General features: G+C 71.7%; 13 protein-coding genes. 5 read left to right on the top strand and 8 right to left on the bottom strand.

Annotated features, from left to right (window positions below; translation table 11 throughout):
• Positions 1-4: 4 nt before the first annotated feature.
• The 3 genes from ADL25_RS34355 to ADL25_RS34345 all read left to right on the top strand — a co-directional run bounded on the left by ADL25_RS34355 (position 5) and on the right by ADL25_RS34345 (position 4,457).
• Positions 5-664 carry a hypothetical protein gene (locus ADL25_RS34355; RefSeq protein WP_059131817.1) on the top strand — a complete coding sequence of 220 codons (660 nt, stop codon included), beginning with the start codon at positions 5-7 and terminating at the stop codon, positions 662-664.
• Positions 665-1,486: 822 nt separating this feature from the next.
• Complete coding sequence (locus ADL25_RS34350) at positions 1,487-3,538, top strand: phosphocholine-specific phospholipase C (RefSeq protein WP_059131816.1); 2,052 nt, start codon at positions 1,487-1,489, stop codon at positions 3,536-3,538.
• Positions 3,539-3,623: 85 nt separating this feature from the next.
• Positions 3,624-4,457: a phospholipid scramblase-related protein gene (locus ADL25_RS34345; RefSeq protein WP_059131815.1), complete on the top strand. Its 834-nt coding sequence runs from the start codon at positions 3,624-3,626 to the stop codon at positions 4,455-4,457.
• 68 nt (positions 4,458-4,525) lie between these two features.
• Here ADL25_RS34345 and ADL25_RS34340 read toward each other — a convergent pair whose 3' ends face one another.
• Both ADL25_RS34340 and ADL25_RS34335 read right to left on the bottom strand, forming a co-directional pair.
• Positions 4,526-5,518 (bottom strand): DMT family transporter, encoded by a 993-nt coding sequence (locus tag ADL25_RS34340; protein WP_059131814.1) that lies wholly within the window; start codon positions 5,516-5,518, stop codon positions 4,526-4,528.
• Complete coding sequence (locus tag ADL25_RS34335; protein WP_059131813.1) at positions 5,515-6,342, bottom strand: phosphatase PAP2 family protein; 828 nt, start codon at positions 6,340-6,342, stop codon at positions 5,515-5,517. The genes ADL25_RS34340 and ADL25_RS34335 overlap by 4 nt, the downstream gene beginning before the upstream one ends.
• Before the next feature lie 203 nt (positions 6,343-6,545).
• Here ADL25_RS34335 and ADL25_RS34330 point away from each other — a divergent pair, with 203 nt between their 5' ends.
• The gene (locus ADL25_RS34330; protein ID WP_059131812.1) at positions 6,546-7,160 is read left to right on the top strand and encodes a TetR/AcrR family transcriptional regulator; all 615 of its coding nucleotides are present in this window, start codon (positions 6,546-6,548) and stop codon (positions 7,158-7,160) included.
• A gap of 162 nt (positions 7,161-7,322) precedes the next feature.
• On the opposite strand, the gene ADL25_RS34325 is transcribed toward ADL25_RS34330, so the two are convergent.
• On the bottom strand, positions 7,323-8,357 hold the full coding sequence (locus ADL25_RS34325; protein ID WP_059131811.1) for a DUF2510 domain-containing protein: 1,035 nt from the start codon (positions 8,355-8,357) through the stop codon (positions 7,323-7,325).
• A 635-nt stretch (positions 8,358-8,992) separates the two neighbouring features.
• On the opposite strand from ADL25_RS34325, the gene ADL25_RS34320 reads away from it, so the two are divergent.
• The gene (locus ADL25_RS34320) at positions 8,993-11,680 is read left to right on the top strand and encodes an ATP-binding protein (protein ID WP_059131810.1); all 2,688 of its coding nucleotides are present in this window, start codon (positions 8,993-8,995) and stop codon (positions 11,678-11,680) included.
• 7 nt (positions 11,681-11,687) lie between these two features.
• Here the strand turns inward: ADL25_RS34320 and ADL25_RS34315 are convergent, their stop codons facing one another.
• The 5 genes from ADL25_RS34315 to pcaH form a co-directional block, all read right to left on the bottom strand.
• Positions 11,688-12,479 carry an SDR family NAD(P)-dependent oxidoreductase gene (locus ADL25_RS34315; RefSeq protein ID WP_059131809.1) on the bottom strand — a complete coding sequence of 264 codons (792 nt, stop codon included), beginning with the start codon at positions 12,477-12,479 and terminating at the stop codon, positions 11,688-11,690.
• Positions 12,480-12,542: 63 nt separating this feature from the next.
• Complete coding sequence (gene pcaD, locus ADL25_RS34310) at positions 12,543-13,661, bottom strand: 3-oxoadipate enol-lactonase (RefSeq protein WP_402527741.1); 1,119 nt, start codon at positions 13,659-13,661, stop codon at positions 12,543-12,545.
• Positions 13,662-13,666: 5 nt separating this feature from the next.
• Complete coding sequence (gene pcaB, locus ADL25_RS34305; RefSeq protein ID WP_059131807.1) at positions 13,667-14,989, bottom strand: 3-carboxy-cis,cis-muconate cycloisomerase; 1,323 nt, start codon at positions 14,987-14,989, stop codon at positions 13,667-13,669.
• On the bottom strand, positions 14,986-15,591 hold the full coding sequence (pcaG, locus tag ADL25_RS34300) for a protocatechuate 3,4-dioxygenase subunit alpha (RefSeq protein WP_059131806.1): 606 nt from the start codon (positions 15,589-15,591) through the stop codon (positions 14,986-14,988). Before pcaG ends, pcaB begins: the two co-directional genes overlap by 4 nt.
• 6 nt (positions 15,592-15,597) lie before the next feature.
• Positions 15,598-16,371, bottom strand: a complete 774-nt coding sequence (gene pcaH / locus ADL25_RS34295) for a protocatechuate 3,4-dioxygenase subunit beta (protein WP_059131805.1) — start codon at positions 16,369-16,371, stop codon at positions 15,598-15,600.
• Between the last annotated feature and the right edge of the window lie 258 nt (positions 16,372-16,629).

Genomic DNA, 16,629 nt, shown 5'->3' with positions numbered 1-16,629 from the left:
ACTCATGCACGAGAAACTGCTGAGCAGGATCGCCGACGAGCTCCTGCGCCTGCGTCACGACTCGTCCCACTCCTCGACCGACAGGACCGCGCCTCCGGGCTTCGGGCTGGACCGTGTGCTGGTCAGCGACTTCATCGCCGGTTCGACCGACCGGCAGGAGGAGTCGGAACTCGCCGACCAGGTGGCGCGGCTGGTGCCGTTCCACTGGGTCCTGCCCAACACACTCGCCTCGGCGATGTCGGAGCTGATCGAGCACCTCGGTGGCCAGACGCAGCTGATGGTCTGGCTGGACCGGCACCCGGGTCTGCCGCGGCTCGTGGCGCGGCTGTACGTCCTCATGGGCCTCCTCGACCAGTACAGCGAGAACACCGCGGTCGTCACCGCGCTCCGGGAGTCCCGGCAGCGGACGCCCTATCCGGCCGGTCTCAGGGACAGCCTGGTGCCGGAGACGGACGACGAGACCCTGGCGGGGATCTCCTTCAAGATCGAGGAGCTGCTCGGCGACGGCCGGCGGAAGGAGGCCGTCGAGCTGGCCCTGGCCACGGCGGCATGGCTCCAGAAGGCGGCACCGCGGGCCGAGGAGCTCGACCCCGACGTCGGCGACCTGGGCGAGTTGATGGGCCATGTCCGTCACGACATCCAGACCGAGGCCGTCAGCGCATGAGCTGTGCCCACCGGGCCCCCTCGGCGTGGCGGCAGGGCCGGGACCTCCCGAGGAGTGATCGCGGGGCCCGGCTCGATGCCCACGACGGGAATTCACCGTCGTACCCGGCGATCGCGTTGTCACCACGCGGTAGGGGCCGAATTCCGCGCTCGTCTCTCCGGCCCACGTCGGGTGCGTATCGTCCGTGACCTTCCGGCCGCATTCCGGGGAGCGTGATCCGTGGACCGCTCCGGCGGCCGACAACAGATGTGAGGCGTCGGCCGACCCGTCGCCGCCCGGCGGACACAACCGGGCGGCGAAAAGCCGCGCCGGACAGTCGGCGACCTGCCGCTGACCCATATCACCGCCACGCCGCAGTGCAGTGCTCGGGGCGCGCTGAGCTCCGTAACCGCCGCACTGTCGTTGACTGCTCCCGCGAAATGACGTGTGACGACGCATCCGCCGTCGGTGGGGCGCATCCCCGAGGAGCCGGTCCTGGCCGACAGTCGAGTGTCCCTCGGCGGACCCGGCGGTCCTCATCCGCGGTCGTGCGAGACCCCGCCACCGCCTGCGCCGGACGCGTCCACAGGGAGTCCCCGACGGAGCCCGCGGCGGCAACCTCTCCGGACAAGTCATCGTCATGGCAGGCGCGTTCAGCTCTTTGACCTGCGGTGAAGCGCCACCTGGCGGCCTGTGCTGCGCACAGAAACACCACTTGTACCGGCGACATTCACATGCGCGCCATCGAACCCTTCCTTGACGTTTGTTGCCCTTGGAACACTCGCTGCGCACACATTTCCTCATGTTCCGGCCATCCGCACAAGGATGAGAGGTCGTTCAGTCATGCCCGAGGTCAACCGGCGCCGATTCCTCCAACTCGCGGGCGGTACCGCCGCGTTCACCGCGCTCTCCAACAGCATTGAGCGCGCCGCGGCCCTTCCCGCGCACCACCGCTCCGGCACGATCGAGGACGTCGAGCACATCGTCGTCCTGATGCAGGAGAACCGCTCCTTCGACCACTACTTCGGCACGCTCCGAGGCGTCCGCGGCTTCGGCGACCCGCGCCCCGTAACCCTGCCGAACGGCAAGTCGGTCTGGCACCAGTCGGACGGGTCGAAGGACATCCTCCCCTTCCGGCCCGACGCCGACGACCTGGGCCTGGCCTTCATCCAGGACCTCCCGCACGGCTGGAACGACGGCCATGCCGCTTTCAACGGTGGCAAGTACGACAAGTGGGTGCCCGCCAAGTCCTCGACGACGATGGCGTACCTGCAGCGTGAGGACATACCCTTCCACTACGCGCTCGCCGACGCCTTCACCATCTGCGACGCGTACCACTGCTCGTTCATCGGTTCCACCGACCCGAACCGCTACTACATGTGGACGGGTTACACCGGCAACGACGGCAAGGGCGGCGGCCCGGTCCTCGGCAACGACGAGGCGGGTTACGGCTGGACCACCTACCCCGAGCGCCTGGAGAAGGCGGGGGTCTCCTGGAAGATCTACCAGGACGTCGGCGACGGCCTGGACGCGGCCGGCGGCTGGGGCTGGATCGAGGACGCCTACCGGGGCAACTACGGCGACAACTCGCTGCTGTACTTCAACCAGTACCGCAACGCCAAGCCGGGCGACCCGCTGTACGACAAGGCCCGTACCGGCACCGACGCCCGCAAGGGCGAGGGCTTCTTCGACCGGCTCAAGGCGGACGTCAAGGGCGGCAAGCTGCCCCAGATCTCCTGGGTCGTCGCCCCCGAGGCCTTCACGGAGCACCCCAACTGGCCCGCGAACTACGGCGCCTGGTACGTCTCCCAGGTCCTCGACGCGCTCACCTCGGACCCGCAGGTGTGGGCCAAGACTGCCCTGTTCATCACGTACGACGAGAACGACGGCTTCTTCGACCACCTGGTCCCGCCGTTCCCGCCGGCCTCCGCCGCGCAGGGCAAGTCCACGGTCGACGCCGGCCCGGACGTCCTCGCGGGCGACGCCTCCCATGTCGCCGGTCCCTACGGACTCGGCCAGCGTGTGCCGATGCTTGTCGTCTCGCCGTGGAGCAAGGGCGGTTACGTCTGCTCCGAGACGTTCGACCACACGTCCGTGATCCGGTTCATGGAGAGCCGTTTCGGCGTCCACGAGCCGAACATCTCGCCCTGGCGGCGTGCCGTCTGCGGTGACTTGACCTCGGCGTTCGACTTCTCGCGCAAGGACACCAAGCCGGTGTCGCTGCCGGCCACGGACGGCTACGAGCCGCCGGACCGCGACCGTCACCCCGACTTCGTGCCCACCCCGCCCGCCGACTCGGTCCTGCCCAAGCAGGAGCGCGGACTGCGGCCCGCCCGCCCGCTCGGGTACGCGCCGGTCGTGACGGGCTCCTCGGACCCCGCAGCCGGAAAGTTCACGTTGACGTTCGCCTCCGGTGCACACGCGGGTGCCGCGTTCCTCGTCACCTCCGGCAACCGCACCGACGGCCCCTGGACCTACACCACGGCAGCCGGCAAGACGCTGTCGGACACGTGGAACTCCGCGTACTCCGGAGGGTCCTACGACCTGACCGTGCACGGGCCGAACGGCTTCCTGCGCGTCTTCAAGGGACCCGGCAAGCAGGCGGGTCCCGAGGTCGGCGCGCGGTACATCGGCGACGACATCGAGCTGACCCTTGTGAACAAGGGCTCCCGCACGGTGAAGCTGAAGGTCGGCGACGGATACGGCGGGAAGGCGAAGACGTTCACGGTGCGCTCCCACGACACCGTGAAGTACACCGTCGACCTGAAGGCGAGCCGGCGCTGGTACGACCTGACCGTCACCTCCGACGCCGACCCGTCCTTCCTGCGCCGTCTCGCCGGACACGTCGAGAACGGACAGCCGGGCGTGAGCGATCCCGCGATCGCCGCGAAGTAGACATGGTGCCGACGCCGTACGCGCCATGGATCCGGTGTTGTGGGGGGCTCGCCGGTTACCGGTGTGCTCGGGGTAGTGTGCCCCGGTGACCACGCAATCGAACACTCCTGCGGGCTGGTACCCGGACCCGCACGGCGCGCCCCGTACCCTGCGGTACTGGGACGGCGCCCAGTGGACCCAGCACACCCAGGCCGAGGGCCAGGGCCAGGGCCAGGTGCCGCAGCAGGCGTATGCGCAGCAGCAGGCCGCGGCGCCGGACCCGCGCGTACAGCGTCAGGTGCAGCAGCAGGCCGGAGTCGCCGCGAGCGGCTCCGGCGGCGGCACGCTGTTCACCGAACCGGTGCTGGTCGTGAACCAGAAGGCCAAACTGATCGAGCTGACGAACGAGTACAGCGTCTTCGACCAGAACGGCAACCAGATCGGCTCGGTCACCGAGATCGGGCAGAGCGTGCTGAAGAAGGCCCTGCGCTTCGTCTCCAGTGTGGACCAGTTCCTGACCCACAAGCTGGAGATCCGGGACGCCCACGGGCAGCCGCAGCTGGTGCTGATCCGGCCCGCGAAGTTCCTGAAGTCCCGGGTGGTCGTGGAGCGTCCGGACGGACAGCCCGTCGGTGAGATCGTCCAGCAGAACATAATCGGAAAGATCAACTTCGCGATGATCGCGAACGGCCGGCAGGTCGGCGCGATCAAGGCGGAGAACTGGCGCGCCTGGAACTTCGCGATCGTCGACCACGCCGAGAACGAGGTCGCGCGGATCACGAAGACCTGGGAGGGCCTGGCGAAGACAATGTTCACGACCGCGGACAACTACGTCCTGCAGATCCACTACCAGTTGCCCGAGCCCCTGCTGAGCCTGGTCGTGGCCACCGCGCTCACCGTCGACACGGCACTGAAGCAGGACTCCCGCGGGTTCGGCTGAGTCTCCCGGACCGCGGCGGACCATCACGGCGGCCGGAGCGTGCACACACGCTCCGGCCGCCGTTCGTCCTACATCGCCGTCAGGTGCTCCGGCGGCGTGGGCGCCGGTTGCTTCGGCACCAGGGGGCCTTCGTAGGGGAGCGTCAGGGACTCAAGGGCGAGCACCGCCGCCACCGGATGGTCCTCGTCCGCGGGCGCCACGACGGGCTCGGGCGCCGACCGCGACAGCGCCACCACACCCCACGAGGCGAGCGCCGCGCCGGCCAGGGCGAGGAGTACGCCCGCCGCCCCGCCCTGAAGGCGTTCGCCCAGCAGGGAGAGGCCGATCACCGCCGCCGCCACGGGGTTGGCGAGGGTCACCAGGGCGAGCGGTCCACCGAGACCGCCCCGGTACGCCGTCTGCGACAGCAGCAGACCGCCCGTCGCGAACGCGGCCACCAGCAGCGCGACCACGACGACCTGCGGGCTGAGCAGCGATCCCGAACGGTCCGTCGCCGCCACCGTCACCGTCTGGGTGAGAGCCGAGGCGACACCGGAGGCGAAGCCCGACGCGGTCGCGTGCCGAAGCCCGGTACGGGAACCGGCGGCTGTCCCGCCGACGGGGCGGAGCCGGGAGCCGGGCAGGGTCAGCAGGCCGATCAGGGCGGCGGTGGTGCCCGCCACGGCCAGTGCCTCCGGCGGGCTCAGTATGTCGTCGGGTTCGGGTCCGGACGCCGTCACCAGCAGCGCCGCGAGACCGATCAGAGTGAGCGCGGTGCCCCGCCACTCGACCCTGCTGACCCTGCGGCCCGCGACCCGCGCGCCCAGCGGCACCGCCGCCACCAGCGTGAGCGCGCCCAGCGGCTGGACCAGCGTCAGCGGACCGAACTTGAGGGCGGCGACGTGCAGAAGCGCGGCGGAGGCGTTCAGCACGACCGACCACCACCAGGCGGGGTGCCGCAACAGCCGCAGCACACCGGCGCCGGAGGTGCGCGCCGCGAGCCGCTCCTGGGCGACGGCGGCGGCCGCGTACGCGACGGCGGAGAACAGGGACAGGACGACGGCGAGGACCGTGGCGCTCATCGGCCGGCTCCCACCAGGCCGGGGCCGTCGGCCCTCGTGGGCCCGACCCGTCGCGGCGACGGCACCGGACGCGGCACCACTCCGGTCGTTCCCCGCGAGGTCGGCGACGGGGCGTGGACCATGTTCAGTGCGATGCAGAGCAGCACGGCGGCGACGACGGCGTCCAGCCAGTAGTGGTTGGCCGTGCCGACGATCACGACCAGGGTCAGCAGCGGATGCAGCAGCCACAGCCACCGCCAGCGGGACCGGGTCGCCGCGATCAGCCCGATCGCGACCATCAGTGCCCAGCCGAAGTGCAGTGAGGGCATGGCGGCGAACTGGTTGGCCATCGAGTCGGCCGCCGGCTTCGCCCCGTACACGGTCGGTCCGTACGCCTGACCGGTGTCCACCAGATGGGCCACGTCGAGCATCCGCGGAGGGGCGAGCGGAAACGTGAGGTGCAGTGCCAGCGCCGCCCCGGTCAGCAGGGCGAGGATGCGGCGGGCCCACAGGTAGTGCTCGGGGCGCCGCAGATAGAGCCAGGCCAGGAAGATCGCGGTGGCCGTGAAGTGGACGGCGACGTAATAGGTGTTCGCGGCGCGGACGAGGGTGTCGCCGTGCAGCAGCACGGACTGCACGTCGCTCTCGCCCGGCAGATGGAGGGAGCGCTCCCAGTGCCAGACCCGGTGTGCGTTGTGGAAGGCCTCGGCCGTGTGGCCGTTCGCCAACTGACGGCCGAACTTGTAGACGAGGAAGAGCCCTGCGACCAGCAGGAGCTCGCGGATGAGGGGAGGCCGCCGTATTGCGGCGGCTCCGTCTCCTTCAGGCTCGGTACGGGAATGCATCCCCCGGCCCCTTTGCTGACGGTACGTGCGTGGGGTGGTGCGTGGTGAGCCCAGGAAAGGGTCCACTCGACAGACGAGTGGGTCCTGTCCAAGGCTCATCGATACGCCAGTGTACCGATACGCTCCCGTACCGGTACACTGGCGTATCGATATACTGGTGTGAAGCGGCCCACGGGCCGGGGCCACGACCGAGGAGCCACGTCATGACGTCGCAGGCAGCGGATGCACCGGACACGGTTGCCGCCTCGCGCCGTTCCAAGATCACGCCCGAACGGGAGCGGGAGTTCTTCGACGCCGTTCTCGAGCAGATCCGCAGCTGCGGCTACGAGGCCGTCACGATGGAGGGTGTGGCCGCCAGCACCCGGTGCAGCAAGTCGACGCTGTACCGGCAGTGGAAGACGAAGCCCCAGTTCGTGGCGGCCGCCCTCAGAGCCACCCGCTGCGTGCGGATCTCGGGCATCGACACCGGCTCCTTCGCCGGGGACCTGCGTGCCGCGGCGCAGGCCGCCGCGGAGTGGTCGCGTCGCGACAGCGCGCTGTTCCAGGCCCTCGGTCCCGCCGTCATGCAGGACCGGGAACTCGCCCAGGCGCTGCGGGAGACCCTTGTGGAGCCCGAGATCAGGGCGCTGCAGGAGATCGTTCGCCGCGGTGTGGAACGCGGGGAGGTGCCGGCCGACCATCCGGCACTGGAGTACATCCCCGCGCAGTTGCTGGGCCTGCTGCGACTGCGTCCGATCCTCGAGGGGCGGCACGCGGATGAGGAATATCTCACACGCTTCGTGGACGCGGTGATGCTTCCGGGGCTCGGACTCACCTGAGACGCAGGTCGTCGTCCGCGGGATGACCGGACGACGGCCTGTTCGCGCCGCACCGTGGGGACGGGGGCGGCGCACCACCCCGGCCGGGTGGGGTTCCCCTTGAGCGGAGGGGAACCCCGCCCGGCCGCATGGCATCCGGCCGGGCGGGGAGGCCGAAGCGGCTCAGGCGTTCTGCCCGTTGCCGCTCACCGAGGCGGACTTGATGCCCTTGGTGATCTGGTCGAGAACGGAGGGCGCGGGGGCGTTCGCCCCCACGTCTATGCCGAAACGGACGACGACCAGGTGCTTTGTGTCGGCCGGCGACGGGAAGACCAGGGACTCGACGTAGCCGTCGGCGCCGGTCTTGGTGATCGCCTTCCAGCGGACCATGTAGCCCTGCTGACCGGCCACGGTCACCGCCTTGGAGGCCAGCACCTGGTGCGAGGTGATCCCGCCGTAGGAATTGCCGCCGTAGGACTCCTCGGCGTTCTTGGCGATGTCCTGCTTCGCCGCCGCCTCCGCCGTGGCGGCCGCCAGCCCCTGCGCGTCGGCGGAAGCCGAGTACGCCCCTCCGGTGCTGCACGTCTTCGACGGGTCGCCGGGGCACTTGTACTCGCCCTTGGACTGGACGGTCGCCCCTCCGTCGATCATCCCGCCGCTCCAGCCGTCCGGCACGGGGATGCTGATGCCGTTGAACGGGTCGAGGGCGTATCCGTCCTCGGACTGCGGCCCCCCGGGTTCGCCGGGTGCGGGCGTCTGCCCGTCGGAGCCCCCGGAACCGCCCGGACCGCCGGAACCGCCCGAACCACCGGATCCGCCCTGGTCCCCGAAGGGACCTCCCTGGCCGCCGAAGGGGCCGCCCCGGTCGCCCTGCCCGCCGGGGGCCTCGGAGCGCGCCGTGTTTCCGCTGCCGCCGTCGTCCGCGGTGAGCGCGTACACGCCGCCGCCGACTCCCGCGAGGACCAGGATCGCCGCCGCGACGGCCACCGCGGTGCGCCCACGGCGCCGTGCGGGCGCGGGTGCCGCGCCCGGATACGGGCCGACGCCGAACGGGGCGCCCGGCTGGGCGACGACCGTCGGCGGACCCCACGCGGCGGACGGTTCCGCGAGGCGGGTCCGGTCCGTCCATGCCGATCCGTCCCACCAGCGCTCGGTGGCGGGCGCGTCACTTGTCTGCCCCGGGTCGGGGTACCACCCGGGAGGAGTCACCTGCGTCATGGATCCACCGTATGAGGCATGCGTGAAAGACGGATGAGAGCGTCCCCGTACGCCGGGAAACCGGCGCGCCGCCCGACCGCGGCACGAGCGCGCCTCCGCACCCGGAACGCCGGCTTTCCTTGATCGAATGCCGTCGCGCCGGACGGCCCCCGATTCGGTCGCCGGCCTGCCGGAGGCCCCGGTTCCGGACGCCCGAGGGGGAACGCGAGTGCGAAGAGGGCTGACGCCATCTCGTGTCCGCAGCCCTGCGGGGTGCGGGAGCGAGCCCCGATCACGCCGGCGGAGCGGGCGCGGACGCCGATCCCGCTCTCCGCGCGCGAGTTGCTCAACTCCCCGGTGACCAGGCCGGTTCGGGGATGTCCCGCCCGTGTCGTGCGAGTGGCCGGGTCGTGGGCGAGGACGATCGTGCACGGGCCTTTCGGATGCCGTGACCCCGTGGGAAAGTTTGCCTCATTTCCAACGGGCTTTACTGTCAATAACTTTCATCGGACCTGGTCGGCCGCCATCGGCGTCGCCCCCGGACACCCCGCGTCACCCGTCACGGCAACAGGTGTCACGACCTGGCTCCGTCGGGGCCCGCGGGAGACTAGGCTCGATGCCTGTACGTCGTTTGGGCGATCTGGGGAGGTACCGGGATGACGGAGGCAGGGCCCGGCGGGGCCGCCTCGGCTTCCCTGTGGGAACGCGACGCGGAACTCGCCGTCGTCACCGATGCGATCGACGCCCTGCGCGACGATTCCTCGCCGACGGAGATGGGGAGCCTGTTGATGTTCGGCGGGGAGGCCGGCATCGGCAAGACCGCGCTCCTCGCCGAGACACGCCGCATCGCCGAACGCCGCGGGTGCACAGTGTGGTCGGCGCGCGGCGGCGAGACCGTCACGTCCGTTCCGTTCAATGTCGTACGGCAGTTGCTGCAGCCCGCGCTCGTCTCACTGATGCCGGAGGAGGCGCGCGAGTACCTGGGCGACTGGTACGAGGTCGCCGGCCCCGCCCTCGGGATAACCGACCCCGGTGAGCGCCAGGCCGACCCGCAGGGTGTGTGCGACGGGCTGGTCGCGGCCGTCTCCCGGCTCGCCAAGCGGGAATGGCCGCTGGTCCTGCTCATCGACGACGCGCACTGGGCCGACCAGGAGACCCTCCACTGGCTCGCGGCCTTCTGCGAGCGCCTCGACGAACTGCGTGTCCTCGTCGTCGTCGCCCGCCGCCCCGGTGAGGTCTCCGGCGAGAGCGAACGCCATCTGGAGACGATCGCCGCGGCCGCCCGCCTCCCGCTCACCACGCTGACGGCGCTCACCCCCGATGCCGCCGCGGGACTCACCCGGGCCACAGTCGGCGCACACGCCGACGCCCCGTTCTGCCGCGAGGTGTGGGCCGTGACCGGGGGCAACCCCTACGAGACGGTCGAACTCCTCGCCAAGGTGCAGGACAGCCAGCTGGAACCGGTCGAGTCGTCCGCCGCCGAACTGCGCGGCCTGAACCGCTCGGCCCGCGGCCACGGCCTGGTGGCCCGGCTGGAAGGCCTCGGCATCGAGGCCACCCGGTTCGCCTGGGCCGCGGCCATCCTCGGCACCGGCATCACCGTGGACCTGGTGGCCCGCCTCGCAACGATGCGTCCCGCGGAGGCGGTGCGCTGCGCGGAACTCCTGAGCGCGGCCCGCATCCTCACCGAGCCGGACGCGGCCAACCGCCAGGCGGACGGCGGCGAGCTGGAGTTCGTGCACCCGCTGATCGCCAGCGCCGTCTACCGGTCGATCCCCGACGGACTGCGCACCGCGATGCACGGCATCGCCGCACAGGTCGTCACCGACTCGGGACTCGGTGCGGCGGCCGCCTCCCGCCACCTCCTCGAGGTCCATCCGGACGACGACGAGGAACTCGTCGAGCAGATGCGTGAGGCCGCGCGCGAGCACCTCGCGGTCGGCGCGCCCGAGGCCGCCCGCCGCTGTCTCGAGCGGGCCCTGCTGGAGCCTCCGCTGCCGGAGGTCCACCCCCATGTGCTCTACGAACTTGGCTGCGCCACTCTGCTGACCTCGCCTTCCACCACCATCGAGTACCTCCAGGCGGCACTCGCCATGCCGGGCCTGGAGGGCGGCGACCGGGTGAGCGCCGTCTACCGGCTGTCCCAGGCACTGCTGCACAACGACCAGCTGGACGAGGCCATTCGCACCGTCGACGAGGAGGCCGCCCGGCTCGAGCCCGGCCCCGCGCGCATGCGCCTGCAGGCGGTGCACTACATGTGGGAGGGCATCCACGCGGCGGAGGAGGACTCCCCGGCCCGCTCCCGGGAACTGGCCGAACTCGCCGCCACCTGCACCGGGCGGGACAACTCCGAGCGCGCCCTGCTCATCCTGCGCGGCTTCGACGCGATGACCCACGGTGAGAGCGCCGAGGAGGTCGTGGAGCTGTGCGACCGCGCCCTCGTCAACGGCCGGCTGGCCCCCGGACTCGGCTGGACCGACAGCGCATGGGGCATCGAACTGCTCCTGATGCTCGGCAGCGCCTATGCCTACACGGACCGCCTCGACCGCGCCGAGAGCCTGTTCACCGAGGCCCTGCGCGCCTATGAGACGGCCGGCTGGAGCGGCGGTCATCTCTCCCTGGCCCATGCCTATGTCGGGCTCGCCCATCGCAGGCGGGGCCGTCTGAGGGACGCGGAGGCGTCCCTGCGCGAGTCACTGCGCCTCGCCGAGCGCGTCGGCCGCGGACTGCCCCTGTACTGGTCGTCGACCTGTGGACTCGTCGACACGCTGCTCGCCCGCGGACATGTGGAGGAGGCCTGGTCGATCGCGGAGCGCTACGGCTTCGCCCCGCCCTACCCGTCCACGATCGTGCTGCCCGACACCCGCTCCGTGCGCGGCCGGCTGCTGATCGCCGTGGGCCGGACCAAGGAGGGCGTCAACGAACTGGAGGCCGCCGAGAAGGCCTGCGCCGGACGTGGCCGCAATCCGGTGCTGGCCCCCTGGGCGGGTGACCTCGCCCGTGCGCTGGTCTCCGACGACCCGCGCCGCGCGGCCGAACTGGCCGCGACGGCGCGGCAGCAGGCGGAGCTCCTCGGCACCGACACGGCGATCGGCGAGGCCCTCCGGGTCGCCGCCGCACTGGAGACGGGCCAGCGCTCGGTGGCGCTGCACGCCCAGGCGGTGACCTACCTGGAGTCCTCGCCCTGCGCCTACGAGCACGCGGCGGCCCGGGTCGAGTACGGGATCGCCGCGAAATCGGTGGCCGAGCTCAACCGTGGACTGACACTGGCGCGGTCGTGCGGCGCAGACGGGCTGGCGGCGCGGGCGCAGGAGGTGCTGGACCACGGCAGGGGGCTGCGCTGACCGCCCGTCACAGCGCCAGCAGCTGACCGGTCACGGTCTCCAGACGCTTCCGCGTCTCCCCGTCGTACGCCCGCTCGTGCGCCCGTGCCGGACGGGTGCCGTCGAAGTAGCCGCCGGTGCCCGCGTCCCGGGTCGCCAGGGCCAGCACCCCGGGCGCGCCGTCGGCCACGCTGTTCCAGGGGGTGATGCCGCCCTCACGGACCATCGCGGTGTCCATGTAGGTCGCCGGGTGCAGGACGTTGACCGACACACCGCTGCCGTGCAGCTCCTCGGCCAGTGTGAACGTGTACGCGGCCAGGGCGAACTTGCTGCGGCAGTAGGCCGAGAGGCCGCTGTAGCCGCGTGTCAGCTCCGGGTCGTCGAAGTCCAGCGGCTCCTGGCCCGCGGAGCCCACGTTGACGATCCGGGCGGGGGCGTTCGCCCGCAGAACGGGCAGCAGTGCACGGGTGAGCACGACGGGCGCCAGGTAGTTGACGGCGAGCCGCAGTTCGTGACCGTCGGCACTGATCTCCCGTTCCGAGCCGCGCGGACCGCCGCCCAGACCCGCGTTGTTGATCAGGACGTCGAGGCGGGGCTGCGCCGCGCTCACCTCCGCGCCGAGGCGCCGCACCTCGGCGAGCGAGGCCAGGTCCGCGACGAAGCCCTGCGCCTCGCCCTCGGTGCGCAGCTCCTCGACGAGCCGTTCGGTGCGGGCCGCGTCCCTTCCGTGGGCGAGGACCAGGTGCCCCGAGCGGACCAACTCGAAGGCGACATACCGGCCGAGACCTGAGGTGGCACCGGTGATCAGAACAGTGGACATGCCTTCAGCCTAGGCACCGTCCCGCGTGGTCGGGTGGCCCTGCTGAAGCTACGACCGGCAGGATCACCCTTCGGGCGAGTCCTCCTCCGCGAGCACCCGCTGCGCCACCGCGAACGCGGAGTTCGCGGCCGGAACGCCACAGTAGACGGCGGTCTGCAGCAGTACCGCGCCGATCTCCTGCGGTGTCAGCCCGTTGCGCCGGGCCGCCGTGACATGCATGGCAAGCTCGTCGAGGTGCCCGTGGGCGACGAGCGCGGTCAGCGTGATCATGCTGCGTTCCCGGCGCGAGAGCGTGGGGTCCGTCCAGATCTCGCCCCAGGCGTAGCGCGAGATGAAGTCCTGGAACCGGGCGGTGAAGGGCGTCTGACGCGTCTGCGCCCGGTCCACATGGGCGTCACCGAGGACCTCGCGGCGCACCTGCATGCCGTATCCGGAGGCTCCCGAGAAGTGCGCACGCAGCGCCGTCAGGACGGCCTTCGGGCACTGCGCGGGCGCCAGGTGCGAGGCTCCGGGAATCTCGACGAGCGCGGCGCCGGGCACCGCGTCCGCGATCTCCCGGAGATGGGCCGGTGGTGTCGCAGGGTCCTTCCGTCCCGCGATCAGCAGCGTCGGCGCGGTGATCGATGCCAGCCGGTCACGGATGTCGAAGGCGGCCAGTGCGTCACAGCAGGCGGCATACGCGGCCGGGTTTGCGTCGCGGTGGTCCTGCACGAGCCGCGGCACGGTGAACCCGTCCGTGAACCAGCGGGCTTCGGCGGTCGCCGCGACCGGGGCCAGGCCCTCCCTGCGCACCAGGGCGGCCCGCTCCTCCCACGGCCGCGCGCCGTTGAAGTGCGCGGACGAGCAGAGGACGGCCAGCGACGAGATCCGTTCGGGGTGGTGCACGGCCAGATGCAGTCCCACCGCACCCCCCAGTGACACTCCGGCGTAGGCGAAGCGCTCCACGTCCAGGGCGTCCGCGAGCGCCAGCACCAGCCCCGCGAGATCCGCGACCGTCGCCCCGGGACCGATGAGGCCCGGCGCCGAACCGCCGTGGCCGGGCAGATCCCAGCGGATCACCCGATGGTCAGCGGACAGTTCGGGCGCGACCCTGTCCCACAGGGCGTAGGAGGTGCCGAGCGACGAACCGAGGAACAGCGGGGGAGCGGTGTGGGCGCCCTCGGCACGGTGGTGCGGCAGCATGTCGGTCACGAACGCTCCAGGGCACGGTCGGTGAGGGATCCGGCGGAGCCGGTGTACTGGGCCGGGTCAGTGGGACCCTCGAGGTCGATTTCCTTCAACTCCGCATCCGCGGAGAGAAGTTCGGCGAGGCTTCGGCTCTCCGTCCGGGCGCGCCTGGCGACCTCGTCGAGCAGCTCCCTGGCGCGGGCGCGGCCCAGCAGCGGAGTCAGCTCGGCCGCCAGCCGCTCCGAGACGATCAACCCGTGGGTGAGGAACAGATGCCGGCGCATGGACTCCTCGTCCACCTGCAGACCCTCGGCCAGTTCGGCCCCGTCGCGGGCGGCGCCGCCGACCAGCCGCAGCAGATCGCGCAGCGGCTCCCACTCGGCGTGCCAGGCCCCGGCGGGACGTTCGTCCTCGGCGGTCAGCGATCCGTACAGCGTTGCCGCCAGTTGCGGCGCCCGTCGGGCCGCGGCCGCGATCAGCGTCGCCCGCACGGGGTTCGCTTTGTGCGGCATCGCGGAGGATCCGCCGCCCGCGGCCTCGCCCACCTCGGCGATCTCGGTGCGGCCGAGGGTCAGGACGTCCGCGGCGAGCTTGCCGAGGGCCCCGGCCGTGAAGGCGAGTCCGCCCGCGAGATCGGCGATCGGAGTACGCAGGCTGTGCCAGGGCAGGACCGGGTCGGCGAGCCGGAGTTCTTGTGCGTACGCGGCCGTGAGCGCCCGTGGGTCGTCCGCGCCGTACGCGGTGAACGCGGCCAGGGTGCCGGCCGCACCGCCGAGCTGGGCGGGCAGGCCGTCCCGGACGGTGCGCACGCGGTCCCGGGCGTCCAGTACCAGCGACCGCCAGCCCGCCGCCTTCAGGCCGAACGTCGTCGGCACGGCGTGCTGGGTGAGCGTGCGCCCGGGCATGACCGTGTCCCGGTGGCGCGCGGCGAGCTCGGCCAGCGCCGTCTGGGTGCGCTCGAGGTCGGCCAGGACCGGGTCGAGCGTGCGCACGGCGACCAGCATCGTCGCCGTGTCCAGGATGTCCTGACTGGTCGCTCCCCGGTGCACGTACGGCCCGTGCTCCGCGCCCACCGCCTCGGTCAGATCGGCGACCAGGGGGATGACCGGGTTCCCGCCGGCCCGGGCGCGCCGGGCGATGGAGCACACGTCGAAACGGTTCCTACGGGCCGCCTCGGCCACCGCGGCGGCCGCCGCCGCGGGAGCCAGGCCCGACGAGGCCAGGGCCCGGGTCAGCGCGACCTCCGCGTCGAGCATGGCCCGCAGCCAGGCGGTGTCGCTCGTCGTGTCCGCGGCGGGGGAGCCGACCCACCCGGGGGCGAGCAGGCCGGTGTCGGATGTCACTGGAACTCCAGGAAGACCGTCTCGCCTTCGCCTTGAAGGCGGATGTCGAAACGGTACGTGCCGTTGCCCTCGGCCACCGCGATCAGCGTGTCGCGGCGCTTCTCGTCGAGCCGGGACAGCAGCGGGTCCGCGGCGAGCGCCGCCTCGTCGTCCGGCAGGTGGATCCGGGTGAACAGGTGCGTGAGCAGGCCGCGAGCGAACACGCACACACTGATGTACGGGGCGCTGCGACCGCGTGCGCCGGGGCGCAGCGTACGGGCGTACCAATGGCCGTTCGCGTCGGTCTGGATCCGGCCCCAGCCGGTGAACTCCACGCCGTTGCGGCCCAGATGGCCACCGGTCGCCGCATCGCGCCGCATCGCGCCGTCGACGGTGGGCAGTCTGCCCTCGGGATCGGGCCCCCACAGTTCCACGAGCGCGTCCGGCAGAGGGCGGCCCTCGCCGTCGAGGACGTATCCCTGGATCGTGATGGTGTCGGGCCGGCCGGGCGGCGCGATCTCACCGCCGCCCGGGAACGGCAGCGCGTATCCGTAGAAGGGGCCGACCGTGTGCGAGGGGGTGGGCAGCACGTTCTCCGGCCTGCTTGTGTCGATCTTCGTCATGGCAGGTCAGCGTCCTTCCTCGATCCAGGTGGCGTTCGGGCCGTCGAGCACGATGTCCCAGTGGTAACCGAGTGAGAACTCGGGCACCGAGAGGCTGTGGTCGTACGTCGCGATCAGCCGCTGCCGGGCGGCGTCGTCGGTCACGGACTGCAGGATCGGGTCGTACGGGAAGAGCGGGTCGTTCGGGAAGTACATCTGCGTCACGAGCCGCTGGGTGAAGGCGCTCCCGAAGAGCGAGAAGTGGATGTGCGCCGGGCGCCAGGCGTTCACATGGTTGCGCCAGGGGTAGGGCCCGGGCTGGATGGTGGTGAAGCGGTAGAAGCCGCTGGCGTCGGTGACCGTACGGCCCACGCCCGTGAAGTTGGGGTCCAGCGGGGCGTCGTGCTGCTCGCGCCGGTGCGCGTAGCGCCCGGCGGAGTTCGCCTGCCAGATCTCGACGAGCTGGCCGCGAACCGGGTGTCCGGCGCGGTCAAGGAGCCGCCCGGAGACGGTGATCCGCTCGCCTATGGGCTCGCCGCGGTGATGCCGGGTGAGGTCGTTGTCGATCTCGGTGATGTCGCGCTCGCCGAAGGCCGGGGAGGACAGTTCCACCATCTCGGGGTCCTGGCCGACGTCGATCGTGATCGGCGGCTGCCGGGGGTGGCGCAGCACGGAGGAGCGGTACGGGGCGTAGTCGCGGCGCGGATGGTGCTCGACGGGCGCGCCCTCGGCCACCCGCTTCTCGTAGGCGGCGTGTTCGGCCGCGATCTCGACGTCGATGTCGTGCTGAGTGAGAGCCATGCGGGGTCCTAGCGTTCGGGGGCGGGGGTGCGGCCCTGGCCCACACCGATGCACGGGGAGGGGATGCCGTCGTCGCGGCGGGGGGCGGTGGGTTTCCCCCCGCCGGTGGTGTCGCCGTCGCCCTTCACGCGCGTTCCTTCGCCACAGCCACCTCGGCGCCGGTCTTGGCGTTGATCTCGTCGATGCCGACGCCGGGTGCGGTTTGGGTGAGGAGGAGTCCGTCGTGGGTGATGTCGAGGACGGCGAGGTCGGTGATGA

This window comes from Streptomyces sp. NRRL F-5122 (assembly GCF_001507435.1).
GTDB lineage: Bacteria > Actinomycetota > Actinomycetes > Streptomycetales > Streptomycetaceae > Streptomyces > Streptomyces lannensis.
The sequence above is the reverse complement of the archived record's forward strand: the minus strand, read 5'-3'. Positions and strand labels throughout refer to the sequence as shown.

Coding starts and splice junctions, on each gene's coding strand:
- ADL25_RS34355 (WP_059131817.1), top strand. CDS start 5: ATGCACGAGAAACTGCTGAGCAGGATCGCCGACGAGCTCCTGCGCCTG.
- ADL25_RS34350 (WP_059131816.1), top strand. CDS start 1,487: ATGCCCGAGGTCAACCGGCGCCGATTCCTCCAACTCGCGGGCGGTACC.
- ADL25_RS34340 (WP_059131814.1), bottom strand. CDS start 5,518: ATGAGCGCCACGGTCCTCGCCGTCGTCCTGTCCCTGTTCTCCGCCGTC.
- ADL25_RS34335 (WP_059131813.1), bottom strand. CDS start 6,342: ATGCATTCCCGTACCGAGCCTGAAGGAGACGGAGCCGCCGCAATACGG.
- ADL25_RS34330 (WP_059131812.1), top strand. CDS start 6,546: ATGACGTCGCAGGCAGCGGATGCACCGGACACGGTTGCCGCCTCGCGC.
- ADL25_RS34325 (WP_059131811.1), bottom strand. CDS start 8,357: ATGACGCAGGTGACTCCTCCCGGGTGGTACCCCGACCCGGGGCAGACA.
- ADL25_RS34320 (WP_059131810.1), top strand. CDS start 8,993: ATGACGGAGGCAGGGCCCGGCGGGGCCGCCTCGGCTTCCCTGTGGGAA.
- ADL25_RS34315 (WP_059131809.1), bottom strand. CDS start 12,479: ATGTCCACTGTTCTGATCACCGGTGCCACCTCAGGTCTCGGCCGGTAT.
- pcaD (WP_402527741.1), bottom strand. CDS start 13,661: ATGCTGCCGCACCACCGTGCCGAGGGCGCCCACACCGCTCCCCCGCTG.
- pcaG (WP_059131806.1), bottom strand. CDS start 15,591: ATGACGAAGATCGACACAAGCAGGCCGGAGAACGTGCTGCCCACCCCC.
- pcaH (WP_059131805.1), bottom strand. CDS start 16,371: ATGGCTCTCACTCAGCACGACATCGACGTCGAGATCGCGGCCGAACAC.